Genomic DNA, 24,394 nt, shown 5'->3' with positions numbered 1-24,394 from the left:
TAGGTGTTCTTATCGATAAGTATTGTTTCGATATCAAAACTTCTGCCAAAATTTTATCAAAACATCAATATTTTAAAAAATATTATAACAATATGCAAACTTTAACATTCTTCTTCATAGGAATTATTCAAAATCCACCCTTCCGACATTTTATTATCCTCAGAAAAACCACTTTTATTTATAAAAAACACAACATAAATTTAAAAACAGTGAAAACCACATCAAAAAACAGGAAAACCACTGTTGAATTTATTTCAGAACCGAAATACATTTGTACCATAGAAAATAAGGAGGATGCTGAAAACCAAAAAGAGTAAGCAAAGAAAAAATTTAAAAACTTATAATTATGCCAACTTTAACTCAAGAAGCCAAAACAAATTCATTAATGAGCATGCTTTTAAAGCAGGTTTATGACACGGTAACCAACGGAGGAAATCCTGAACATTTAGGAACTGATGATTTCATCGCCTTTGATCCGGTAGGGATTACACTTTCTGAAGATACTTTCGATTATGCCCTGAACGGACTTTTCGGAGATGCCCCTTCACCAAAACCTATGCTGGACGGAACAGGAAAACCCATTCTTGACGCGAACGGAAATCCGAAAGTGGATATGGAAGCTTATCAGACTGCTTTATCCAACAGTAAATTCAAAAAATATCTTCAGATGGAGCAGTTCGCTGCAATGACCGATGCTATTCCTTCTCAGCTTCCGCCACTTACTGCAGACGGAAAAGGAAGAGCGATCACCATTATGAATGATTCTCAGAAGAGAGTTTCGAAAGTATACGAGGATCTATTACAATGGTCTGTCGTGGTAGACACCGATTTTGACAAAAAAACAGAGAAAAAACTGGATTCTCTGAGAGATAAATTATTCAAAATCAAAAAGGTGAAAAATCCTGATTTTGATGAGAATGCTCCGGTAGACGACTTTAACAAGCCTGAACTGATCCACACTTTTGTAGCGCCTACTTATGCTAAATATGTAGAGTACCAGATGAAGTATTATGATATTGTAGATGCCAACAACGAAATCAGAACAGCTGCTGATAACGGAGATCCTGATGCAATGGCTAAAGTTTCCATCGACGGAAAAAACATGAAAAAACGTGAAGAGGCCTCTTTAAAAGCATGGCAGTCTTTAGGATACAAGGAAGCTGTAGAAAGAATTCAAAATTATCTGAGCGAAATTGAAGAAAAACATATGCTTGTGATCAAGAAAAGAATCCAGGCAGAATTCAGAAACAGCCAGAGAACCAGAATTTTAGATTACACGAATTATTCTCCATGTATTCCCGTAGCAGCCAATGCATTAAGAGAATCAAAAGGATGGCCTGAAATCTCTATCTCACAAGGGAAAGCCAATTACGACTATTCTAAAACCATTCATAACTGGGGAGCTGCAGGCGGTTTCAGCATGGGACTTTTCTCCATCGGGGCAAAAGCCGGAGGGAAAGATGAGAAAACACAGATCAACTCTGATTATACCAGCATGGATATCTCTTTCAAAATTGGAAAGGTAAGAGTGGAAAGAGGCTGGTTCAATCAACAGTTTATCGAATCCAAATACTGGAAGCTTCACGAACAGTCTCCACAAACTTTGAACGGCGACATGATCAGCGACGGAAAAGGTAAAGGATTAATGCCATCTATCATTACTGAACTGATTATCGCAAAAGATGTTTCATTCAACTTTAAGGACAGCAGTTCTGCGTATACGGAAGCTAAAAAGTCAGTTTCAGCAGGTGGTGCTGTAGGAATAGGACCTTTCGTAATCGGAGGAAACTATAGCTACGACAACCAAAATGTAAAATCCAGCTATGAATGGGAAGGCAAAAAGCTGACTTCAACAGGAATTTACATTATCGGTTACAAATGTCACATTGTACCAAAATCTCCCAACCCAAATCCGGAGATCAAGAAATGGGCAGACGGGAAATCATAAGCAGAAAGGAAGTCTGAAGCTGGAAGAAAGAAGTTATTAGTGCCAAAATTCATTCATGGTATAGTTTTAATTAATTTTTGAAAACTATTACAAGATGAATATACAATACTGACTTCCAGCCTCCCTTCTTCCCTCTTCCTATCTTATAACTTCATATATCCTTCTCAATAAGAATAGCCGGCAGAAGTTTTTTCTGCCGGTTATTCACCTAAACTAAAAACTATACCCATGAAATATTTTGTAGCCGTCTACCAGAAGCTTAAAAACATTTATATGTCGCAAAGTTCGATGGAGAATGATCTGCCAATGATTTGTCCATCGCTTAGAATCTATGACAATGAGGAACTGGAACTTCTGAAACCTCAGAGCCTGTTGAACGATGAACAAAAAAAGGCGCTTTCGATTATTAAAAAGCAGAATGTAGCCTATGAACTTAATTCAGTTCCTATCTCACCCAATTTCTGGGATCTGAACCCGAACAATTCTCTGTTTGATATTTACAGGGATATTCTGGACAAAAACAATCTGAAAAACCTGGAGGAAAATCTGGACAAAGTTCTCGACAATAAAAGCACCGTTTTATTTGATGCCAAAAACAGCGATACAAAGGAATTTAAAGCTTACAAAAAATATAGAGTGTTATTTGAAGATACCGTAAATAAAGTGACTGATCATCTTTTGCTATTTGACGGACTTGATACCGAGGAAGAAAAAAGTAACTGGAACGACAGGCTCATAACCCTGAACAATTTAAAAGAACTCGCTTTTTCTGAATGGAAGGTGAAAGGCAGTAAAGACACGATTGAAAAGGAACTGACAAGAATTAACAAATCATCTGACGCTGATCTCTATCTCGCCATGGCACAGAATGCAAAACATACTTTTGAAGCTGCTGAGAAGACAGATGTGATTAGTAATTCCTCTATTCATGATATCAATTTCATTCCTTATGATTTTATGGAGAATGAATCCGGATGGAACAGCATGCGTATTGAAAAATCTGAACTGGAGGGACTTCATTCCGAAGCGAAAAACAGCAATGAGAATATTCCTTCTGAAATATTATCTATTGATTATGATGAAAGTATGATTCAGGCTGTAGAAGTGGATTATTCTTTTGTTCATTTAAAAAGAAACTGGTTCAATAAAAATTTCATGCTTTCCAATTATTTTGAATGGAAAGAGCCTAAAAAAATATCAGACGGGCAGACAATTTCCAACGATTTCAAGCTTCCCGCCTATCCAAAAACCATGATTCTGATTAAAAATCTGAAAGTGATTTTAGATCCGTCAATAATCAACGCCAGTGTAAGCAATGCGGAACAGCTGGTTTATTTCGGGCCGATGGTGATGAAGCAGCAGGTTTTTGTGAATAAAAATAATAATCAGAAGTTCCTGAAAGCGATCACTAATGTAAAAACCATCAAGTCCGATCAATTAAGTTATATGGCTAGAAAAACAGCAATTACAGGAACCCAAAAAGCAACAGTAGTCAACAGCTTCAATGCTAAAACAGCTGTAGAACCGGAGCCGGTAGAGGCAATGAAAACAACGGTCAATGCATCTTTCGCGGGTAAGACTAATATGGGAAACATCATCAATAATATTAAAAACTTACAACCCCTCAATCCTGTTCCTCACGGAGCCAGTCCGGTACAGCATACTCCCCAGCCAGCCAACCCCATCAAAGTACCCTGGGGTTCCTGGGGACCTAAATTCCCTACAATACCGACACCGACTCCTACGCCGATTCCTACTCCGACACCAATTCCCATTCCTGTTCCGCTACCGCCTGCCGGAGCTGTTGTACAGTTCAGGATTTTAGATAAGATCAATAATGAACCGATCTATAAATGCGGTATTTCTATCAAAGGAACCAATAACAACCGGATTTTTGAGATCGAAAGCAATGAAACAGGGATGATCAACCAATTAATTCCTCTCGGGGATTACAGTATCGAACTGAGAATCGATGATTATGCGATATTAAATCAGAATTTCAGTGTCACCAGCGCTATGCCTCTCAATTTGGAATATAAACTTCAAAGGGAGGAAGTGAAATTTAAATCTTTTTTCCTGATCGGGATGATTTGTGAGAAGATGCCGAGGATACCGGTTAATTAGATGACAGACTTCAGATATCAGATATCAGACGTCAGATATCAGACTGAGGTTAAGACTAAGATTAAGGATGAGAATGAGATTATTGAGGTCTATCATAAAAAATTCACAATTCACAATTCACAATTCACAATTCACAATTCACAATTCACAATTCACTATTTAATAAAAACTATTGTCATGAAACTTTTAAAATATTATACAAAAGCACCGGAAGTACTAACACTATGTGAGATCCTTTATCAACTGGGATACAGCATTAAGATTTCAGATTCATTCACTTTGGAAGTCGATGAAGCGGTGAAGGATTTTCAAAGCAAAAACGGTTTGGTCGTAGACGGAATCGTTGGCGTAAAAACCTGGGCCGTTCTCTTTGAAAAAGATGAAAGACCAGTCAGCCAGACTGATAAATTCCTGAAAGAAAGTGATCTTATTAATTTTGCTGAAGAATACAATCTGGAATTAGCTGCTGTAAAAGCGGTAAATGAAATTGAAAGCAGCGGAAAAGGTTTTTTAATCAACAATAAGCCAAAAATTCTGTTTGAAGGTCATGTTTTCTGGAGCGAACTCAAGAAAAGAGGCATTGACCCTAATTCTTATTACAATTCAAACAGCCAGAATGTCCTTTATCCAAAATGGACGAGAGCCTATTATCAGGGAGGCGTGAAAGAATATGACCGGCTTAATGAAGCGATCAGCCTTGACAACAGTCCGAACTTCGAAGAGGCTGCCTTATCTTCTGCATCGTGGGGAAGTTTTCAGATTATGGGTTATCATGCTAAAAACTTAGGCTATACGGATGTTCAGCATTTCGTTTCACAAATGGAAATCAATGAAGGTGAGCATTTGAAAGCTTTTGGAAAATTTCTGGAGAAAAATAATTGTCTGGCTCATCTCAGAAATAAAAACTGGGCAGGTTTTGCCAAACTCTATAATGGAGCCGGCTACAGGCAAAATAAATATGATGAAAAACTAGCCAAGGCTTATGCTAAATATTCTCAAAACTAAATAAGGAGTTTTATTTTTAAAGTTCCCGCAGGTGCATTGATTTCAGGAGTAATTTATTGCTTTTGGAGCTGTGAGCTGTGGGAATTTTAATTTTGTCACTTTTGCAGTTGAATTTTTCAACCACAGATTCCACAGATTTTCACAGATGTTTATGGATAGTATTGTACAAAAATCTTGATTTTTCCAAAACTTATGTGAACTTTTCATGCGCAAGACATTTAGACTTTAAATAACTGAAGTGTTAAAAACTTTTGTGGCTTTTGTGGTCAAAAAAACCTTTTTGTAAATCTGTGGATTTGTCATCATCGTGATTATAAATTTAAACAAGCCTTCATTTTATCATCAATCAGGTGAAATCCTATTTCAGAATATCTTTTTCAGGAATCGTCTTTATGGCAAACCGTCAATGTTCTAAAATTCAATTTTTTATAAAATACAACTTAAAAGTTATAAATTGATAACCAATTGGTTATATTTATTATTTTTTAACATCAGTTTAACATTTTTGCTTATCTTTGCTTTTCGTCAAACAACTAAGGATGTCTTTATACCAAACAATTGCAGAAAAACTACAATATATAAGTCCGGGTTTTTACAAGAAAAGATATTTTAAGAATTTAAACAATCTTACAAAAAGTAATTTTTCGGCGCGGAATGTAGAACCGGAACTGGTATGGATCAAGGAATACCTTCCTAAAAATGCTGTAATACTGGACATCGGAGCGAATGTTGGAACTTTTCTTTATCAACTGGAAAACAAACTGAACCATGAGCACATTTATGGTTTTGAACCCAACAAAAAGCTTTACCGACGTCTGAAAAGGCTTTTTCCAGGGATGAGGATATTTCCTTTAGCCCTTTCTGACGAAAACACGACCGCTGAATTTAAGGTTCCGATCATCAATGGCAGACAAATCGCTTCCCGCGGGACTTTGAACACCACATACAAAGAAAAGGGCGAAGAGAAAAGCTACACCGAAAAGGTAAAAGTAATCAAGCTGGATGAATGGGCTGCCATAGAACATTTCGACAGACTGGATTTCATTAAAATAGATGTGGAAGGCAATGAAATGAAGACCTTGTCCGGTGCCAAAGAAATCATCAAACGGTTTCTTCCGACATTAATGGTCGAAATGGAACAGAGACACCACGAAAATCCCATCTGGAATGATATTTCTGAAGTAAAAACCTGGGGATATGAAGCCAAATATCTTAACCGTGACAGTTTTGAGCTGGAACTTCTTACGGAAGAGATTTTACTACACAACACGAACGATGAAAAAAACAAGACCAGCTATATCAACAACATTATTTTTACGCCAAAAAACCATTAAAAGAACAGTATGAGTGTAGTAGCGAGACAGGGGTTCAAGTATTCCATCATAGGTTATATTGGCTTTCTGCTGGGTACCGGTTCCATTTTTATTTTCATGAATAATCTTGAGTTCTACGGGACGTTAAGATACATCATGCCAACCGCTGAAATACTCGTGCCTTTTGTTGTTTTCGGGATTTCTTATTCCAACGTAAAATTTTTCAATAAGGTAGACAAAGACGGAAAAAAGCAAAATATGCTTTCGCTTTCATTAGCAGCCGTTCTTATTAATTTCATTTTATTTTTATGTGTTTTTTTCCTGCTCCCCTATTTTTTTCCGGGGTTTAAGAATACAAAAGCCTGGAAAATCAAAGAAATTATCCTCCCTCTTACCTTAATGCTTTCTTTTTGTGCTATTTTCAATAAATACATTTCAAACTATAAAAGAATAGTCGTTTCAAATATTTTCGACAATCTCTTCCCGAAAATTGCCAACCTTGGAGCCTTTCTGATCTTCATCTATCTGGTTTCCCAATACACAGAAGCCTCACCAATACCTGAAAGAACGGCACTCATATTTTTCTTCGGAATGTTTTTCCTAATGTTTATCGGATATGTTTTTTATACCAATAAGCTGGAAAAGATTACCCTTGATTTCAGTACAGACTATTTTAAAAAAGATAATTTTTATAAAGAATTTGCTGCCTACAGCTTTTTCGGATTCTTAGGAACTTTCGGTAATTATCTCGCGATCAACAACTTCATGATTGGAGAGTTCATGGGAATGGAGGAAGTTGGAATCTACTCTGTTTTGTATGCTTTGATTTCATTAATTTCTATTCCTCAGCTGGGACTTTTTAATATTTCAGCCCCGATTATCAGCAAAACACTGGCAGACGGCGATATGGAGGAACTTGACCGGTTTCACAAAAAGACATCTTTATCTTTATATTTTTTAGGTGCTGTCCTGTTTTCATGCATTATGGTTGGCTTTCCTTATCTGACGGAATTTATGCCTAAAAACGGAACCCTGCTCAGAGAATATGAGCCCGTAGTATGGATCTGGGGTTCTGCTGTTTTAATTGACCTCGCAACAGGCTTTAACGGAAATATTATTTCGCTTTCCAAATACTACAGATTCAACATTCTTGTCATGATTCTTCTGGCAGGACTTACGATAGGACTGAACTATTATTTCATTAAAAATACGGATCTTAAACTGATCGGAATTGCTTTATCTACCGCTATTTCACTCACGACTTATAATGTCATCAAGATTGCGTTCAATTACTTTGTCTTCAAAGTTTCTCCATTGACCATTGAGATGATTTTTGTTTCCATCATTTGTACATTAGCAATTACAGTGGCAATTGTTTTGCCTACTTTCAACAATAATTTCATCAACCTGGTTTACAAACCGGCTGTCGTTTTGATCCTGATCTACATCGGAAATTATTTCACCAAAGTATTCCCACTCGAGAATTATCTGAATGTCAATTTTATCAAAAGTATTTTTAAATTTAAATAAGGACGGGATGCGGGGTTGGAGAGCTTGAGTGTTTTAAGGTTTATGGGTGTAGAAAGTTGCTAGTTGGCAGTTGCTGGTTGATAATAATGTCTGAAATCTGATGTCTGACATCTGGTATCTGGTATCTAAAGTCTTGTTTCTTGATTCTTTCTCTCAAAATTCACCATTCACTTGCGAAGCAAAATTCACCATTGACGTTTTTCAATCCCAGTCTTAACCTAAAGTCTCATGTCTGACGTCTGATATCTGAAATCTGAAATCTTCTAAATCAAGCCCAAAAGAACATCTTCCAGCTTTTTCAATACAGACTTTTTGTTGTATTCTTTCTGGAAATCGAAACGACCGTTTTTAAGCGTTTTAAACTGCTCTAAAATATTTTCCGCCTCAGGAATGATAAACTCCAGTTTCGAAGGATAATCCTTAGGAAAAACAGCTGTTTTGCCATATTTGATGGCATCTCCAAGGTTTCCGGTCATTTTGGTCAGGCCATAAATTTCTTCTCTGCTGAAAAATTCAGTTTTCTGCTGAATCGGACACCACAAAACATCTGCTTTCTGCATCCCTTCTTCGAAATCATGATTGGAAACTCTGTCTGAAAAATATTGTACAGAGATGTTTTCGGGAAGTTTTTTTGCTAATTTTTCAAGCTTTTTCAGCTCATCATCTTTAGCTTTTCCAAGAAATATAAACTCATATTTCTCTTCGGTTTTTAAATTCTGAATGGTTTTAAAAACATGATCATAATCCCTCCTCTTCTGAGAGACACCTCCCGGAATCACAACTGTCAGGGCTTCATTTTCCTGCTTTTCAAAATTTTCGCTGTAAAAAACAGGCAGAAACTGATACATATCTGAGGAAAGTTCTTCATCCAATACCATTAAACTTTTAGCATTGCGATACGTTTTTCCGGTATAAAATAAACCTTCTTTCCACCAAAGTTTAAGTCTGTAAATAAGATCTCCTTTGAAAATACTTTTCATCAAAGCCCCCTTGGAAGCCGTTGAAAAATTGATATTATGAACAATCACCGATGCATTATACTTTTGAACCAATGCATGAAAGGTGTTGAAATACCGGTGAACCGTCCCAATAATGATAAGATCGTATTTTTTTAACTTCAGCTGCTCTAAAATCATAGAACCGTCAGATAAAAACACCGTTTCATCATTCTCCTCCACCAGATCCTTGATCTTCTTTGAAAAATAATAATCTACATTAAAATCAGAAGAATCCTTCATGATATTCATGAAAGCCTGTGCAATTTCTGCGTGGGTGTCTATTTCTATGTAGGCGATTTTTTTCAATTAGGGATTAGGGATTAGGGATTAGGGATTAGGGATTAGGGATTAGGGATTAGGGATTAGCAAAGGTAAAAGGTTTGACTGGGTTTTAATCTGTATTTATTATATTTTCAGCCATTTTTTCTTTAGTGTTTTCCAGCGTTTGCCGTTGATGACTTTTTGCTCTTCTTTTGAGATTTTCAGTTCCAGTTTTGCTGTTTTGCAGGCTTCGTAAGCTTTGATTATATTAAAGAAAAAAGAAATGGATTTACTTTTCGCAGCTTCCTTTGAAGACGCAATATAAGCCAGAAATCTGTTCAGTCCTAAAAAGTAAAAATATCTACCGTAATAATCTGCCGGTCTGATGGTATAATCCGCTCCTTTCACCTTGATCAGTTTCACCTGAAGTTCAGGAAGAACAACTTCTTTCCAGCCCAGATTTTCCAGCAAAATGGAATCAATATTATCCCAACCCAGCGTTTCTCTCAAACCTCCGATCTGTACAAAACACTCCTTACGATAAGCCTTCATAGGGCCTCTCACATGGTGTTTATTGGAATTTCCTTCATACACCCAGTTTCCGTCCTTCTCTACATAAAGCAATCCTCCGACAAGTCCGTATTCTGGATTGTTTTTAAAGGCTTTTTCTATTGTTTCAAGATAATGTTCAGGAAGGATAATGTCTGCATCAAATTTACAGATGATATCAAATTCGTCTGTATTTTGAGTTTTCAGACCGTTTTTGAAGGCATTGACCACTTTAGAACCCGGTTGGTGTGCTGATTTCTGAAGATTTACGGTTTCAAAACGGGAATCGTGATCCGTATATTTACTGATTACTTCCGCCGTTCTGTCTGTAGAACCGTCATTAACAATCACTGTTCTGAAATCCTTAAAACTTTGCTGCTGTAAAGAATCCAGAGTGAAAGGAAGATTTTCTTCTTCGTTATGGGCAGGAATGATGATTAAAAACCTCAAGCTTAGAATTTATAAATGATGAATGATAAGCGATAATTGATCAATGATAGACGGATCAATTATCGCTTATATTATTTTATTTGTTGTGCGGTTTCAGCATATTTTTAGGATCAAGAATTTCATCTAATTTTTCCTGGGAAAGAACTCCCTTCTGCAGAACCAGATTGTAAACGCTGTTTCCGGTCTCCAGAGCTTCTTTAGCGATCTCTGTAGACTTTTTGTACCCAATGTAAGGGTTAAGAGCCGTTACGATACCGATGCTGTGTTTTACCATGTTCAGGCAGATCTCTTTGTTGGCTGTAATTCCTACTACACACTTTTCACGAAGCGTATCCAAAGCATTGCAAAGGAAATTGATGTTCTCCATGATCGCGTGAGAAAGCACCGGCTCCATTACGTTAAGCTGTAATTGTCCTGCTTCTGCCGCAAAAGTCACGGTAAGATCATTTCCAAATACTTTAAAACATACCTGATTCACTACTTCCGGAATAACAGGGTTTACTTTTCCTGGCATAATGGATGATCCCGGCTGCATTGGCGGAAGGTTGATTTCAAATAATCCGGCTCTAGGACCTGAAGAAAGAAGTCTCAGATCATTACAGATCTTTGAAAGCTTTACAGCAAGACGTTTTGTAGCGGAAGAATAGATCACATAAGAACCTGTATCCGGTGTTGCTTCAACAAGGTTGGGTGCGGAAATAACCGGGAAACCCGTAATCTGAGCCAGGTTTTTTGCACAAAGTGTAGCATAACCTACAGGAGCATTCAATCCTGTCCCGATAGCTGTAGCGCCCATATTTACTTCTACAAATAAATCGGCATTGTTATTTAATTTAGAAATATCTTCTTCTAAAGTGGCGGCATAGGCTTCAAATTCCTGCCCCAAAGTCATGGGAACAGCATCCTGAAGCTGGGTACGGCCCATTTTGATGACATCATGAAACTCTTCCCCTTTCGCACGGAAAGCGGCAACGATTTTCTCCAGTCTTTCCACAAGTCCGATATTCATGTGCAATAATCCCATTTTGATGGCTGTAGGATAAGCATCGTTGGTCGATTGGGAAAGGTTGATATGGTCATTCGGTGAACAGAATTCGTACTCGCCTTTATTTTTTCCTAATTTTTCTAAAACGATATTGGCAATTACTTCATTCGCATTCATATTGATCGAAGTTCCTGCTCCTCCCTGGATCATGTCCACAGGAAACTGCTCGTGGTACTTCCCTGCTACAATTTCATCACACGCTTCCGCAATTTTGAAATAAAGATTTTCATCAAGCAGACCCAATTCATAATTGGTTTTTGCCGCCGCCTTTTTCACGAAAGCCAAACCTTTGATAAAATCCGGATATGAAGACAGAAGCTGTCCTGAAATCTTGAAATTATCGATCGCTCTCTGCGTCTGTACCCCGTAATATGCGTCTGCAGGCACATTCAATTCGCCTAACAGATCACTCTCTTTTCTGAAATTTTCCATTACAGATATTTTAACTGTTTTTTATTGTTTAAATATAGCAAAAACGCATCTGAACCGATGCGTTTTAGTTGTTATTTCGCTGGATATTTTTGATTTAAAGCCTGAATGGTCGCCCATGTTTCGGCGTCCATAATTCCATCGTAATTCAACGGACGGAAATGATACTGGAAGGCTTCAATGGTTCTTTTTGTTGCATCATCCCACTTTCCACTCAGGTCAATATAATAACCGAATTTCTGCAATGCCGTCTGAACCACAAAGATAAACGACGGATCGTTATATTTTACAGGGACTTCTTCCTGTGCCAGAGAAAGGAAATTCTGTTTTGCCGTTTCATCGTACCACATTCCGAGCTGGTATTGGTCATACAGTTTCTTCCATGGAAACATAGGTCCCGGATCCTGTTTTCTTGTAGGCGCAATATCTGAATGGGCCAACACATTGGTTGCCGGTATCTGATATCTTGCCACAATATCTTTAGCCAGTGCAGCTACTTTTCTTACCTGCTCATCACTGAAACCAGCAAATACCTTTTTTCCTGTAGCATCTGATGTATAACCTGCATTAACGATTTCAATCCCTATAGAGGTATCGTTAAGGTTTTTGTCATTTCTCCATGCGCTTACTCCTGCATGATAAGAACGTTTGTTTTCATCTACTAATTGATAGATCTCATTATCTCCGGTATTGTTCACCAGGTAATGAGCACTTACACCCTGTTGGGTAAGCACCTTAATGGATGTATCATCAGGAAGTGCAGTATAGTGTAATATAAGATAACGCTGTCTGAAATTCTGTGCAATCGCAGGGAAATAAGTCTTCACGACTTTATATCCGGCCGGTTTTGCTGATACTATAGAACCGTAGCTTGCCGTATTATCATTTTTCGCGGGATCAGCCAAATTGGTTGTAAAAAATTCTACACCATGCTCGTTGGTAATTTTTGGTTTTTGAGTTTCGGCCACCGGAGTTTTAGCGGTCGGTTTTACCTGTGATACCGGGGTTTTCGGCTTGTATGTATTTTTTTTTACATTTTGTTGGGAAGTACATGAAAAAACAAAAGTACTTAATCCGATGATATATAATGTCTTACGCATCAGTTTATTTTTTTAATCATTTATCACCTCAAAAATACGCAAATTTTTCTTGAATTTTATTTGGTAAATAAAGAAATCTATTCTATATTTGCACTCGCAATAACGGAACAACGATCATTAAAAAATAAGAAAAAAGGAGGGTTGCCAGAGTGGTTAATGGAGCAGTTTGCTAAACTGTCGACGTGCAAGCGTCGCAAGGGTTCGAATCCCTTACCCTCCGCTATTTTTTCTTTCACTATCAATATATACTTCGGGGCGTAGCGTAGTCCGGTCATCGCGCCTGGTTTGGGACCAGGAGGTCGCAGGTTCGAATCCTGCCGCCCCGACAGTTTTATTAATTTTCTCAAAATTATTTAATGGGTGCGTAGCTCAGCTGGATAGAGCATCTGCCTTCTAAGCAGACGGTCTCAGGTTCGAATCCTGACGCGCTCACTTAAAAAGACTCACAATTTTTATTGTGAGTCTTTTTTGTTGTATACTATCTCAATAAGAGCAAACCTAGATAGAGCATCCCGATTTTGTAATCGGGACAGTCAAAGGTTCGAATCCTTTCTCGCTCTTAAGGACATGCGATATAGAAAGTCAATATAACGGTCACTTATTCAGCACTCCCATTGAATCTTGACTAACGATGGTATTCGGTTTTTACTATTTTGAAGTAATGGTTTCCAAATAATTCAGCCAGTTTTCCTTGTAACTGGTTCCAATGGGAATTTCTATGGAATTTATTTCAATTTCGTTCTTAGTATAAGCAGTCATTTTTTTTGCCTGAATAATAAAGGAACGATGAATTCGAATGAAATCAGAATTCAATAATTTTTCAAAAACCGAGATATTCTGTTTTATATGATGTGATATTCCATTTTCCAAATGAATCGTTATATAATCTTTCAGACTTTCGATATACACAACTTCATTAAAAATAATTTTAATATGTCTATTACCACTTGTTACAAAAATATGATTTTCAGATTCTGTATGAACTTCTTTCTTTGGAGTTTGAAGCTGTTTAAATTTTTCTATTGAAACAAAAAAGCGGTCAAAAGTAATGGGTTTCAAAAGATAATCGATCACATTAAGTTCATAGCCTTCAATCGCATATTCTCTGTAAGCTGTTGTAAAAATTACTTTAGGCGGATTCTTTAATTTTTTTAAGAAATCATTTCCTTTCAGTAAAGGCATTTCAATATCTAAGAAGATTAAATCAACAGAATTACACTCTAAAAAGGAATACGCTTTTAATGCATTTTCAAAAGAATCTATTAACTCAAAACTTTCAAAATTTGCCAAATGAGAAGCAATTAATTCTCTTGCCAAAGGTTCGTCGTCAACAATAATACATCTGTGTTTCATTCGAGATAAGTAGTTTGGAATTCTAAAAGCTAATTTAATGGTTTTGAATGGTCGATCGGCGGTCTTATGCAACTTCTTTCCCGGTTTGATTTTTCAGACAAAGTTTAACTTTATAAGACGTCTTCGTTTCTTCAATTTCCAATTGATGTTTTTTTGGATATAATAAATCCAACTGTTTCCGGACGTTTTCTAAGCCAATTTTAGATTTGTCTGAAATTCGGGCAAATTCATTTTGAGGTCTTGTATTCTCAATACTAAAAATAATTTGTCCTTTTTTGCTTTCTAAATTCAACCTGATTGTTGCTTTTTCAGTTTCATTGATTACACCATGCTTAAAAGCATTTTCAATAAAAGTCAACACAATCAAAGGCGAAATTTTATTACTTTCCTGAATATCTTTCGTAAATACAATATCCAATCTGTTTTCGTCATAACGTAGTTTTTCCAAAGCAATATAATTCTCAATCAGCGTAATTTCTTTTTCCACAGAAACATAATCTTCATTGCAGCGATATAAAACAAAGTCTAAAATTTCAGATAATTTAGCAATGACCTCAGGTGCCTTATCATCTTTTTTTAGGGTTAGAGTATATAAATTATTTAAAGTATTGAACAAGAAATGTGGATTCAGCTGGTTTTTCAGCACCTTTAATTCTATTGATCTTTTTTCTTCTTCCAATTTTAAAAGACGTTGTTGTTTGCGATTAAAACTGATAAATCCTAAAATAATAACAGGATATGTGATAAAAGAAAACTCTCTTAATATTAGTTTGCCCGAAGTAAGACGTTCACGAACCGTCATTGTATGCCCAAGCCAATCATCGAAGAAAGTTGGAAATCTGGGTTCCAGATAATAAAATTTTAAAATTATTAAAACAGCAAAAACAACATAAAGCCAGCCTAAGGCCGAAATTATGAAAAGTAAATATCTTTTTTTATTTAAAGTTTCCGGAATAATCCAATATATCAAACCGTAAGCAACAGCGGCCTGTGCTAAAATTTTACAGGAATAAACAACAATGAATGCATAAGAATCTTCATTGTCCGATTTATTTGAAAAGAAAAACAGTAAAAAGAAAATCCAGTATAAGCAATGAAGCGCTGTCCTTTTTAAGTCAATTCTCTTAATAAAATTCATTATATATTTTAATTGACGGCAAAGTAACAAAATATAGGATTAAAGTTCGATAATTAATCTGAATAGCCTGTTTTAGCTTCTAAAAACCGCATTTCAGCACATGAATTCAATAAAATTTAAAATTCGATTATATGAATGCTTAAACAGGCTCTTCAACGGTTCTCAAAACAGGATCATAATGACGTGGTTATATTCGCTTAAAATAACAAAATGATCAAATTTATTATTCTACTGGCAGCACTGTTAAGTACTATAATAAAACCCCTTTTTAACGGGAAATGATTAAACCAACAAAACGAAATGAAAAAAGTAATTACAAATGCAATTGGTATTCTAATGCTATTAAATGCCTTAAACTTGTTTTCACAAGAGCGCAAACAAGAAATAGTATACAGCAAAACTTCTAAACTCATAAAGCCAACCTTGTTTGCTGATTTGGGAGAAACAAACCAAACGCCAGACGGGATGGCCTTAGATAAAAAAGGCAATCTATTTTTATCGATCACCAATCCAATTACATTTAATCAATATGGAAGCAGAATTCTAACTTTTGATAAAAATGATAAACCCGTCATTTGGTTTGATCAACTCCCATTGCATCCTATTACTAAAAAAGTACATCCAATGGGAATGGAGTTTGGTCCCGATGGAAATTTATATATAATGGATAATCAGTTTTTTACAGGAAAAGAAAACTTTTCAAGATTGATACGGATTAATGTAAAAGACGGGAAACCGATAAATGCTGAAGTTTTGGTTGAAGGATTTAATTTCGGAGAAGCCGTAAGATGGTATAAAAACCGGGTTTATATAACAGATGCTTTATTTGAAAACAGAAGAGAAAGCGGAATTTACAGTTTTTCATTGGAACAATTAAATTCTAAAAACATCACTTTAGATGCAGCCAATAAGAAAAATTATATCATTGCCACTTTTACTTTAAAATCAGAAGTTACGAAAAACACGATAGGAATTGACGGGATTGCTTTTGATAAAAAAGGAAATTTGTATGCAGGAAATTTTGGAGATGGTGTTATTAATAAACTGGAATTCGACAAAAACGGAAAAGTAAAATCGAATACAATAGTTTTCGATTCAGATCAGTTAAAATGCTGTGACGGATTTTTTTATGATGAAAAAAGGAATTCGATTTTTATTGCCAATTATGATAATAATAGTGTGCATCAGCTCAACTTAGATACCAATACCATTTCGCTGATTTGGGAAAATGACAATGCAGATGGTTCTGATGGACAACTGGATAACCCTTGTGAAACGATTATTTATAAAGGAAAATTATTAGTCGTTAACTATGATACCTTTCAAGGGGAAAAGAATAAAACAATAGATGCTTTTCATACTATATCAAGCTTTGACTTGGAAAATTGAATTGAAATTAAAAATAAAAAAAAATCACGTAATTAAGTAAAATAACGGCATTAAGTAATCCATAAAAGTATTCAATAATGATACTTCCATGCTCACAAAACTCACCATTTTTATTGTGAGTTTTGTTGTTTTCTTTTCCCGCTCATTTAACGACAAACAATTTGAAAGCTATCGCCTAAAGTCTGAACGTCTTTTACAACAAGTAACCAGGTATAATTCGGTTAATTGACAGCCGCCTCTTTGCCAAATTTTTTCAACGTTAGAAAATGGGAACGCAGCGCGGATGAAAAGCTCTTATTTTCATTGTAAGGCAAGTTGAACTCCATTGCTGTCTTTTTCACAATCACGGAGATCTCTCCATAATGTATGTGGCAGACTTTAGGAAACAGGTGATGCTCGATCTGCCTGTTCAGTCCACCCAGGAAAAATGCCGCAAGCTTATTGTGTGTTGCAAAATTTGCTGTTGTCCGCATCTGGTGCTCTGCCCAGGCTTCTTCTATCTGCCCTGCTTCGTTCGGTAAAGGGAAGGTTGTCCCCTCAACAACGTGGGCCAGCTGAAACACCAGTCCCATCGTCAGGCCTTCAGCAATATGCAAAAGCAGAAAGCCGATCAGAAACTGCCACCAGCTTACATCCAGCACCAATAAAGGCAATACAATAAAAAGGAAGTAATAAAGTGCTTTAAAGAAAAATAAATTGAAATATTCCCGCTTAGGATGTTTATTCTGATGTGCGCCAATTTTTTTCTGGAAAAATTTCACATAATCCTTGCGGAATACCCATGAAAGAGAAGCCAGGCTGTAAAGCGGAAAGGCATACCAATGCTGGTATCGCTGAATGCGATTCACCTCATCTTCTTCAGCAATCCGGATCAATCCCGGGGCGATCTCAATATCTTCGTCATGTCCGGGGATATTGGTATAGGTATGGTGAACCAGATTATGAGTGATGCTCCAAACGTATGGATTGGCACCGATCAGATTAAAAATAAATCCGAACATTTTATTCACCTTTTTATTACCGGAAAAGGAGCCATGTATAGCATCGTGGCATACATTAAAGCCTACAAAGGCACTAAACATTCCGAGAGCCGCTGCCAGTGGTAAAAGCATCCAGACAGGCGCCAAGTCCGAAATGATGATCAGGTAAATCCCTATAAATCCTGTAAGGAAAAATATAGTTTTCCCCCACATGTGGGCGTTGGCATGTTGACTTATTTGATTCTGACTGAAAAATTCATCTACTCTGCTCCTGAGGGTTGCATAGAAATGAGAACCAGAAACTGATGAGAATTTTACTTTTTGTGACATAACATATCTTGTTTGATCTACCTGACGCGAACAAACAGATGTGCTAAAATCGGGTGTTAGAATAAGGAGGGTATTGAGTTTTCCGGTACATTACCGGATTATACAAATATAACGTATTAATTATTCATTTATTATCCCTTCATTAAATTCAAAGTGGCAAGACAGTGTCATTACTTGAATTAAGGGCCTCTTATGTCTTCCGAAAACGTCTGTTTTATATTTTGAGGGTCATCCTTTGTACTCATATCAAATTGAAAAACTTATTCCTAAAATCCCTAAATTAACTCTACTGTACTCAATCCGAAATGCCCAATGACAATTCGTCACTACTCTATTCACTGGCATTATTTTCGTCATTCTCATAAATAATTCACACCGAAGAGTAACATTACTTAATAAAATAACACCAATCAAAGAAAACCACAGAAAATTTATTAACCTGTAAATTTTAATTAATGAAAAAAATACTTTACAGTTTTATCATTTTCGTTATTGCCATTTTTATCCTGAACAAAATAGTATACCAGAAAGTTCCCGATAAGGATACGAAAGAACAACTCTCAGAAATCCAGCGGTACAAACATCCTTTGAAAAGTATTTCTATGGAGTCCCGTGACAACAGCGATCTGAAAATATTTGATTCTATCCTGAAAGACAATAAAGTTCTGATACTGGGAGAAAATACACATATTGACGGATCTACTTCCGAGGCTAAAAGTCGGCTTATCAAATATCTTCATGAAAATATGAATTATCATGTTGTGCTTTACGAAGCTGGACAGTATGATACGTGGATCATGAATGAAGAAATGAAACACCACAAGCTCAAAATTTCTGCAGATTCTATCGGAGGTCTGGGGCTTTTCGGATACTGGTGGGGCGCTAAAGAAAACCAGCCACTGATACAGTATTATCAAAAAACCAAAACATCTGCTACCCCTATTGAAATCGGAGGTTTTGATATTCAGTTTTCGGGAGGTGTATTGGCATTCAAGCGTGGAAAGCTATTAAAAGATTTTTTAAGCCGCAATAACATCGATATTAAGACCTTCCCCATTCTCAACAAACGTACTGATGAGCTCAATAATTTTATTTATAAAAGATACGTCAACAAGGTTTTAAAAGGAAATCAAAAAAATAAATTCCTGCAAGAATTAACCCGTCTTGAACAAATTGTTTTAAAACTGGAAAAAACACCTGAAAATATAGTATACGCCCGATATTTTCAGGATATAAAGGATAATTTGACCAAGAATTGGAAATATAAACCTGGATCCATGCCGAGCATGCAGTTCCGAGATTCGCTGATGGCTAAGAATCTTATCTATCAGATTGATTCTGTTTATAAAGATAAAAAGGTCATCGTATGGTGCGCGAATATTCACTCTTTTGCGGAAAGATACAGTAAAGATTATCTCCCGTTAGGCGCTTATATCCGTAATCAATATGGAAATTCAGCTTACATCATTGATTTTTCTTCCTATGCCCAAAAGAATAACAATGGAAGCATTTCCGACAGGCCAGGAAAATATGCTATTGAAAATGTATTTCACAGGACAAAAACTCCATATTTCTTTCTTAACCTGAGAAATATTCCGGAAAGCTCCTTCATGAAGAAGGAATTCGTATCGACTATCAACCAAAGAATAGACATGAAAAAGAACTGGAGCCGCTCTTTTGACGGAATCTTTTATATAGACACCAATACTGTTTTAACACCAATCAAGAAATAATGGAAAGTATCACTACTAAAGACCTGAGTTATTCCATAGGCTCTAAACCCATTTTAAACAACATCAGCCTGAATGTTCCGGAAGGAAGTATTTATGGCTACCTGGGAAGAAACGGAGCCGGAAAATCGACGACAATAAAGCTGCTTCTGGGACTTCTGGAAGAGACGGGTGATAAAATATTCATCCAGAATAAAAGTTTAAAACAGAACCGTACAGATATTCTAGCCTCAACAGGAAATCTGATAGAATCACCCTGCTTTTATACGAAACTGACGGTTTTTGAAAATTTAAAATATCTGGACATTATCTATGGAAAGGGAAGTAAAAGGATTGATGAAGTTTTGGAACTGGTAGATCTTCACAAGGAAAAGAAAAAGAAAGCCAGTGCTCTCTCGATGGGGATGAAACAGCGACTTGGAATTGCAATGGCCATATTTCACGATCCTAAGTTGCTGATTTTAGATGAACCTCTGAATGGTCTGGATCCTCAGGGAATTTTTGAAATGAGAAAGCTTTTTCAACATCTGAACGAGCAGGGTAAAACTATTTTCCTGTCGAGTCATATTCTGAGCGAACTGGAGAAAACAGCTACTCACATCGGAATCATTGAAGGAGGTAAAATGGTTTTCCAAGGAACGAAGAGTGAACTTCTGAGCCAGGTGGAAAAAGACGTGGTTCTGAGAGTAAACAACACTGAAAAAGCGGTTTCTGTCCTGCAGAAATCTTTTCCAGTTTCAGTAAACAGTCCTAATAAAATTTCTGTGAGGGCTAATGACGACGAAAAGTTTAATTTACTCTTAAAGACAGCAGTTGACAACGGAATTGAGATTTACGACATAGAATCTCAGAGCACGAATCTTGAACAAATTTTCATTAACCTAATTTCTAAAAACCATGACTAATACTTTCTATAAAGCTTTTTCTTCCGAGCAATACAAACTCTCCAAGAATAAGGAAATATTCGGGATCCTGCTGCTTCCCGCTCTTATTATTTTCGCTATTGATTTTTATAACGTGTACAGCATTCTTACCGAAGGAGGACTTGAAGCGGCAGAAGGAACATCCAACCCCTGGAAATTCATACTAGGGAAAACGATAGGTACGTTTCTTTATATGCTATACCCTATTCTGGTTTCTCTCTTTGTCCATGCCTGCTGTGACGTAGAGTACAGGAACAACAACTATAAAATTCTGTTTACTATACCGGTTTCAAAGTCAAAAATATTTATCTCAAAAGTATTGTTTATGCTTATAACGGTTTGGTTTTCGATGATTTTAACCTATATCGTTTTTCTTCTGAGTGGTTATTTGTTTAGTGTTGTTTTCCCGGAGCTTGGGTTTCAGAATTATGATTTCAGAGAAGTTATATTCTATGTATTTCTGAAATTCGCCATCACACTTTCCGCTATTGCCATGATACAGCTCGCCGTGAGCCTTATCTTTAAAAACTTTATCTATCCGATAGGCTTCAGTATGTTTATGCTTATTTTTTCAGGACTTGTCAATGAGAAAAAGTATTCAGATTTTCTGGTGTACACCGGAAGTTATAAATTTTACGGAAATTTAATGTTTGAGAATATATCTTTCGAACCGCTGGATTACTGTAATATGGCTGCGGTATTTATTTTTGCCGGACTGAGCTTCTATTTGTTTGTGAGGAAGAAAGGAGGTTAATTTTTATCAATCGCTCTCTGGTTTAAAATATCAAAGAGCGATCACTTCTTACCGCAAACCTTTTTTAGGAAGTTTCTGTTTGGATTTTATTTCAACAAAAAGCTCTCTGTATAGACTTTCCAATTCTTTTGGCGGGACACCGGAATCAAAGGTAGATGATTCGTAGGTCTTACCTCCACTCGTAATCAATATCGTGGAAGCAAAGGCTCTGTCTCCAAATCTGCCTTCAGATGGAGATTTTAATGATGCTATTTTGTCCAGATCAATCACTTCGGCCTGTTTTACAATACTTTCCCAAGCTGCTGCAGACAATACATCCACTGATATATTTCCATTTACAGACGTAGTTTTAGAACCTTGAGTAAATGAAATTAATCTGTTTGTACCTCTGGTCTGTTCCGTGATTTCTATCTTTTCAATCCTGGATTTCTTCTGTCCACCATTTGATGCAATAGTACCCAAACTTCCTTTTTGTTGAGAAGTACAGTTCATATTACATAAAACAAGGGGAATTAATGCAATCAACAGTTTATAATTCATTTTCATTGTTTTTTAGATTTTACCGAAAATTATTAGTAAAAATAAATATATTTGTAAAATTAATTAAATTATATACACATGAAAGGTAAAACTACTTTTAAATTACCGTTTTTACTTTTTTTAACACTCTTCTGTTTGACATTTGGACAGAAAAACGATCCTAAAGATAAGATTGTTTTTGGAAAAGTCTATTCCCTTGAAGAGCTTAGAAAAACAAACGGATTTGTGAGATGTGCTTCTACGGAATATGAAGCAATGTTACAGCAAAAAGATCCGAAAAGAATGACTGAGCAACAGTTTGAAGACTGGATTGGACCATTAATCGCCAACGCACAGGCTAACAAGTCTCAAAACGGTGGAGTTATCACAATCCCTGTTGTAGTACATGTTATCCACAATGGACAGGCATTAGGTACAGCCCCTAACATTACTGATACACAAGTTCAGTCTCAGATCACTGTAATGAACAATGACTACAGAAAACTGACTGGAACTCCGGGAGCCAACACCAGCCCTGTAGGCGCAGATACCATGATACAGTTTGCTTTGGCAAAAGTGGATCCTAAAGGAAATCCTACCAACGGAGTAGACCGTGTTAATCTTTGCCAGCCTTCATGGTCAACGGCAGCTATTGACAGCTACGTGAAGCCAATGACAATCTGGGATCCTACAAAATACATGAATATGTGGAGTGTAAACTTCTCTGATCCTGATCTTCTTGGATATGCACAGTTTCCTTCCAATTCCACTTTACCTGGATTGAACACAAATGGAGGTTATGCTTATACAGACGGTGTAGTCGCTAATTATGCTACTTTCGGAAGCAGCACTTATAATGACGGAACATTTTTATTAGCCGCACCATATGACAAAGGAAGAACAATGACTCACGAGGTGGGGCACTTTCTGGGTCTGAGACACATTTGGGGAGATGCGAACTGTGGTACCGACTACGTTGCAGATACTCCGACACACAGAACGTCCAACGGCGGATGCCCTGCGCACCCTAAATCCAATACCTGTGGTACTCCTGATGAAATGTTCGAAAACTACATGGACTATACTTACGATACATGTATGAACATCTTCACCATCAACCAAAAGGACAGAATGGTAGCTGTAATGAACAATTCTCCAAGAAGAATGGAACTGAAAACATCTACGGCAGATATTGCTATTCCTTTATTTGCCAACGATGCAGAACTAAAAGGTGAAAGAAACTGCTTTGATACATCGTGTGCTGACACTCCTGCACCTATTACCGCTCAGTTCTCCATATACAACAGAGGAACAAGCGCGCTTACTTCTGCAGTGATTACTTATTCTGTAAACGGAGGCGCTCAGCAGACTGTTAACTGGAACGGAAACTTAGCTCAGGATAAATATGCAATAATCAGCATTCCTTCAGGAGCGGGATCAGGAACTATTTCTGCTAAGATCACATCTGTAAACGGAGTTGCCGATCAAAGAGCCAGCAATGATGCTTCTTCTGTAGTTCTTGGGAATACAATCCCTGTATCGAATACCAACTTTACATTTGAATTACAGCTTGACTACTGGGGATCTGAAACTACATGGGACTTAAAAAACAGCGCAGGTGCTGTTGTTTACAGCGGTGGTCCTTATACTGACGTTCCAAACCCAACTTCAAGTACACCTCTTCCGGCAGTAATGACTCAAAACTGGGTATTACCTGTTAATGACTGTTATACTTTCACGATCAATGATTCTGAAGGTGACGGTATCTATGAGTACGAAGGTTTCTACAGAGTTAAAAATTCTGCAGGAAACATTGTAGTGGGCGGATATGATTTCACCTCTTCACAGCAAAAACAGTTTAAAGTATTAGGAGCATTATCTACGAGCGAAGTGACAAAAGATAAAAACACAGCAGGTGTTTATCCAAACCCTGTAAGTGATGTTCTTAACGTTACGAACGTAGCTAACAATACTAAATATGAAATTTACAACGCAGTGGGTCAAATCGTAAAATCCGGAGCTCTTGAAGATCAGAAAATCCGTGTAGCTGAATTGACAAAAGGAACGTATTTCATTACTTTCAAAAGCGACAAGAAAACAGAAAATGTAAAATTTATAAAAAAATAGATTAAATCTTACACTGCCGTTTTTGCAGCAATAATAAACCTTCGGAGAAATTCCGGAGGTTTTTTTTTTTATTTTTTTTTCTATTAAAATCTTCGATAGAATTTAAAAAAGCAGGAAATCCATGTATATAAAACCCTGACATTTAAGATTTAATATTTTCTTACGTGAAAAAACAGTCTCTTTTTTAATCCGCAACTACGATGATGCAACAAATAATTATTAAATAATTTTCACAAATAGTCTTTTTTATTCAAAATAATTTTCTATCTTTGCACTCGCAAAAACGAAGTAAAATTCGTCTAGATGACCTAATAATCGGGGCGTAGCGTAGTCCGGTCATCGCGCCTGGTTTGGGACCAGGAGGTCGCAGGTTCGAATCCTGCCGCCCCGACAGTTTTA

The 24,394-nt window shown here is 36.7% G+C and carries 18 protein-coding genes and 4 tRNA genes; 14 read left to right on the top strand and 8 right to left on the bottom strand.

Annotated features, from left to right (window positions below):
- Window positions 1-346: 346 nt before the first annotated feature.
- From BUA72_RS08835 to BUA72_RS08815, 5 genes are all read left to right on the top strand, one after another.
- On the top strand, window positions 347-1,948 hold the full coding sequence (locus tag BUA72_RS08835; protein ID WP_139259577.1) for a hypothetical protein: 1,602 nt from the start codon (window positions 347-349) through the stop codon (window positions 1,946-1,948).
- 228 nt (window positions 1,949-2,176) lie between these two features.
- Window positions 2,177-4,072, top strand: coding sequence for a hypothetical protein (locus tag BUA72_RS08830; protein ID WP_072922645.1), 1,896 nt, complete (start codon window positions 2,177-2,179; stop codon window positions 4,070-4,072).
- A 177-nt stretch (window positions 4,073-4,249) separates the two neighbouring features.
- Window positions 4,250-5,077 carry an N-acetylmuramidase domain-containing protein gene (locus tag BUA72_RS08825; RefSeq protein WP_072923141.1) on the top strand — a complete coding sequence of 276 codons (828 nt, stop codon included), beginning with the start codon at window positions 4,250-4,252 and terminating at the stop codon, window positions 5,075-5,077.
- Window positions 5,078-5,616: 539 nt separating this feature from the next.
- On the top strand, window positions 5,617-6,411 hold the full coding sequence (locus BUA72_RS08820) for an FkbM family methyltransferase (protein ID WP_072922644.1): 795 nt from the start codon (window positions 5,617-5,619) through the stop codon (window positions 6,409-6,411).
- A gap of 9 nt (window positions 6,412-6,420) precedes the next feature.
- Window positions 6,421-7,920, top strand: coding sequence for a lipopolysaccharide biosynthesis protein (locus BUA72_RS08815; protein ID WP_072922643.1), 1,500 nt, complete (start codon window positions 6,421-6,423; stop codon window positions 7,918-7,920).
- A gap of 263 nt (window positions 7,921-8,183) precedes the next feature.
- Here the strand turns inward: BUA72_RS08815 and BUA72_RS08810 are convergent, their stop codons facing one another.
- From BUA72_RS08810 to BUA72_RS08795, 4 genes are all read right to left on the bottom strand, one after another.
- Window positions 8,184-9,224: a hypothetical protein gene (locus tag BUA72_RS08810; protein WP_072922642.1), complete on the bottom strand. Its 1,041-nt coding sequence runs from the start codon at window positions 9,222-9,224 to the stop codon at window positions 8,184-8,186.
- 99 nt (window positions 9,225-9,323) lie between these two features.
- Complete coding sequence (locus BUA72_RS08805; RefSeq protein WP_072922641.1) at window positions 9,324-10,178, bottom strand: glycosyltransferase family 2 protein; 855 nt, start codon at window positions 10,176-10,178, stop codon at window positions 9,324-9,326.
- 76 nt (window positions 10,179-10,254) lie between these two features.
- Window positions 10,255-11,655, bottom strand: coding sequence for an aspartate ammonia-lyase (gene aspA, locus BUA72_RS08800; RefSeq protein ID WP_072922640.1), 1,401 nt, complete (start codon window positions 11,653-11,655; stop codon window positions 10,255-10,257).
- Window positions 11,656-11,726: 71 nt separating this feature from the next.
- The gene (locus tag BUA72_RS08795; protein WP_072922639.1) at window positions 11,727-12,752 is read right to left on the bottom strand and encodes an N-acetylmuramoyl-L-alanine amidase; all 1,026 of its coding nucleotides are present in this window, start codon (window positions 12,750-12,752) and stop codon (window positions 11,727-11,729) included.
- Between the two features lie 135 nt (window positions 12,753-12,887).
- Here BUA72_RS08795 and BUA72_RS08790 point away from each other — a divergent pair.
- The 3 genes from BUA72_RS08790 to BUA72_RS08780 all read left to right on the top strand — a co-directional run bounded on the left by BUA72_RS08790 (window position 12,888) and on the right by BUA72_RS08780 (window position 13,184).
- Window positions 12,888-12,972: transfer RNA gene (locus BUA72_RS08790), tRNA-Ser, on the top strand.
- Between the two features lie 31 nt (window positions 12,973-13,003).
- Window positions 13,004-13,078: transfer RNA gene (locus tag BUA72_RS08785), tRNA-Pro, on the top strand.
- Window positions 13,079-13,110: 32 nt separating this feature from the next.
- Window positions 13,111-13,184 (top strand) — tRNA-Arg (locus BUA72_RS08780).
- 216 nt (window positions 13,185-13,400) lie between these two features.
- Here BUA72_RS08780 and BUA72_RS08775 read toward each other — a convergent pair.
- Window positions 13,401-14,177, bottom strand: a complete 777-nt coding sequence (locus BUA72_RS08775) for a LytR/AlgR family response regulator transcription factor (RefSeq protein ID WP_228407853.1) — start codon at window positions 14,175-14,177, stop codon at window positions 13,401-13,403.
- On the bottom strand, window positions 14,170-15,243 hold the full coding sequence (locus tag BUA72_RS08770; RefSeq protein WP_072922637.1) for a sensor histidine kinase: 1,074 nt from the start codon (window positions 15,241-15,243) through the stop codon (window positions 14,170-14,172). Before BUA72_RS08770 ends, BUA72_RS08775 begins: the two co-directional genes overlap by 8 nt.
- Before the next feature lie 300 nt (window positions 15,244-15,543).
- On the opposite strand from BUA72_RS08770, the gene BUA72_RS08765 reads away from it, so the two are divergent.
- The gene (locus tag BUA72_RS08765) at window positions 15,544-16,632 is read left to right on the top strand and encodes an NHL repeat-containing protein (protein WP_139259576.1); all 1,089 of its coding nucleotides are present in this window, start codon (window positions 15,544-15,546) and stop codon (window positions 16,630-16,632) included.
- Window positions 16,633-16,853: 221 nt separating this feature from the next.
- On the opposite strand, the gene BUA72_RS08760 is transcribed toward BUA72_RS08765, so the two are convergent.
- Window positions 16,854-17,942, bottom strand: a complete 1,089-nt coding sequence (locus BUA72_RS08760) for a fatty acid desaturase family protein (RefSeq protein WP_072922635.1) — start codon at window positions 17,940-17,942, stop codon at window positions 16,854-16,856.
- Between the two features lie 455 nt (window positions 17,943-18,397).
- Between BUA72_RS08760 and BUA72_RS08755 the strand changes: the two genes are divergently transcribed.
- The 3 genes from BUA72_RS08755 to BUA72_RS08745 are packed head-to-tail and all read left to right on the top strand — an operon-like array spanning window position 18,398 to window position 21,349.
- Window positions 18,398-19,675, top strand: coding sequence for an erythromycin esterase family protein (locus BUA72_RS08755; protein WP_072922634.1), 1,278 nt, complete (start codon window positions 18,398-18,400; stop codon window positions 19,673-19,675).
- Window positions 19,675-20,577, top strand: a complete 903-nt coding sequence (locus BUA72_RS08750) for an ABC transporter ATP-binding protein (RefSeq protein ID WP_072922633.1) — start codon at window positions 19,675-19,677, stop codon at window positions 20,575-20,577. Before BUA72_RS08755 ends, BUA72_RS08750 begins: the two co-directional genes overlap by 1 nt.
- Complete coding sequence (locus tag BUA72_RS08745; protein WP_072922632.1) at window positions 20,570-21,349, top strand: ABC transporter permease; 780 nt, start codon at window positions 20,570-20,572, stop codon at window positions 21,347-21,349. Before BUA72_RS08750 ends, BUA72_RS08745 begins: the two co-directional genes overlap by 8 nt.
- Before the next feature lie 48 nt (window positions 21,350-21,397).
- On the opposite strand, the gene BUA72_RS08740 is transcribed toward BUA72_RS08745, so the two are convergent.
- A complete protein-coding gene (locus BUA72_RS08740; RefSeq protein WP_139259575.1) occupies window positions 21,398-21,889 on the bottom strand; it encodes a hypothetical protein in 492 nt (163 codons plus the stop codon).
- Between the two features lie 78 nt (window positions 21,890-21,967).
- On the opposite strand from BUA72_RS08740, the gene BUA72_RS08735 reads away from it, so the two are divergent.
- Window positions 21,968-23,995, top strand: a complete 2,028-nt coding sequence (locus BUA72_RS08735; protein ID WP_072922630.1) for a M43 family zinc metalloprotease — start codon at window positions 21,968-21,970, stop codon at window positions 23,993-23,995.
- Between the two features lie 316 nt (window positions 23,996-24,311).
- A tRNA-Pro gene (locus tag BUA72_RS08730) sits at window positions 24,312-24,386 on the top strand.
- The last annotated feature ends 8 nt before the right edge of the window (window positions 24,387-24,394 follow it).

Source organism: Chryseobacterium sp. OV279 (genome assembly GCF_900128945.1).
In the GTDB taxonomy this organism is placed as follows: Bacteria; Bacteroidota; Bacteroidia; order Flavobacteriales; family Weeksellaceae; genus Chryseobacterium.
Note: the sequence above shows the minus strand (reverse complement) of the source record. Positions and strands in the feature narration are given on the sequence as shown.

Excerpts from the sequence above, each read along its gene's own strand:
- BUA72_RS08745 (WP_072922632.1), top strand. The coding sequence starts at position 20,570 with ATGACTAATACTTTCTATAAAGCTTTTTCTTCCGAGCAATACAAACTC.
- BUA72_RS08755 (WP_072922634.1), top strand. The coding sequence starts at position 18,398 with ATGAAAAAAATACTTTACAGTTTTATCATTTTCGTTATTGCCATTTTT.
- BUA72_RS08750 (WP_072922633.1), top strand. The coding sequence starts at position 19,675 with ATGGAAAGTATCACTACTAAAGACCTGAGTTATTCCATAGGCTCTAAA.
- BUA72_RS08765 (WP_139259576.1), top strand. The coding sequence starts at position 15,544 with ATGAAAAAAGTAATTACAAATGCAATTGGTATTCTAATGCTATTAAAT.
- BUA72_RS08830 (WP_072922645.1), top strand. The coding sequence starts at position 2,177 with ATGAAATATTTTGTAGCCGTCTACCAGAAGCTTAAAAACATTTATATG.
- BUA72_RS08795 (WP_072922639.1), bottom strand. The coding sequence starts at position 12,752 with ATGCGTAAGACATTATATATCATCGGATTAAGTACTTTTGTTTTTTCA.
- BUA72_RS08760 (WP_072922635.1), bottom strand. The coding sequence starts at position 17,942 with ATGTCACAAAAAGTAAAATTCTCATCAGTTTCTGGTTCTCATTTCTAT.
- BUA72_RS08835 (WP_139259577.1), top strand. The coding sequence starts at position 347 with ATGCCAACTTTAACTCAAGAAGCCAAAACAAATTCATTAATGAGCATG.
- BUA72_RS08820 (WP_072922644.1), top strand. The coding sequence starts at position 5,617 with ATGTCTTTATACCAAACAATTGCAGAAAAACTACAATATATAAGTCCG.
- BUA72_RS08740 (WP_139259575.1), bottom strand. The coding sequence starts at position 21,889 with ATGAATTATAAACTGTTGATTGCATTAATTCCCCTTGTTTTATGTAAT.
- BUA72_RS08815 (WP_072922643.1), top strand. The coding sequence starts at position 6,421 with ATGAGTGTAGTAGCGAGACAGGGGTTCAAGTATTCCATCATAGGTTAT.
- aspA (WP_072922640.1), bottom strand. The coding sequence starts at position 11,655 with ATGGAAAATTTCAGAAAAGAGAGTGATCTGTTAGGCGAATTGAATGTG.
- BUA72_RS08735 (WP_072922630.1), top strand. The coding sequence starts at position 21,968 with ATGAAAGGTAAAACTACTTTTAAATTACCGTTTTTACTTTTTTTAACA.
- BUA72_RS08825 (WP_072923141.1), top strand. The coding sequence starts at position 4,250 with ATGAAACTTTTAAAATATTATACAAAAGCACCGGAAGTACTAACACTA.
- BUA72_RS08770 (WP_072922637.1), bottom strand. The coding sequence starts at position 15,243 with ATGAATTTTATTAAGAGAATTGACTTAAAAAGGACAGCGCTTCATTGC.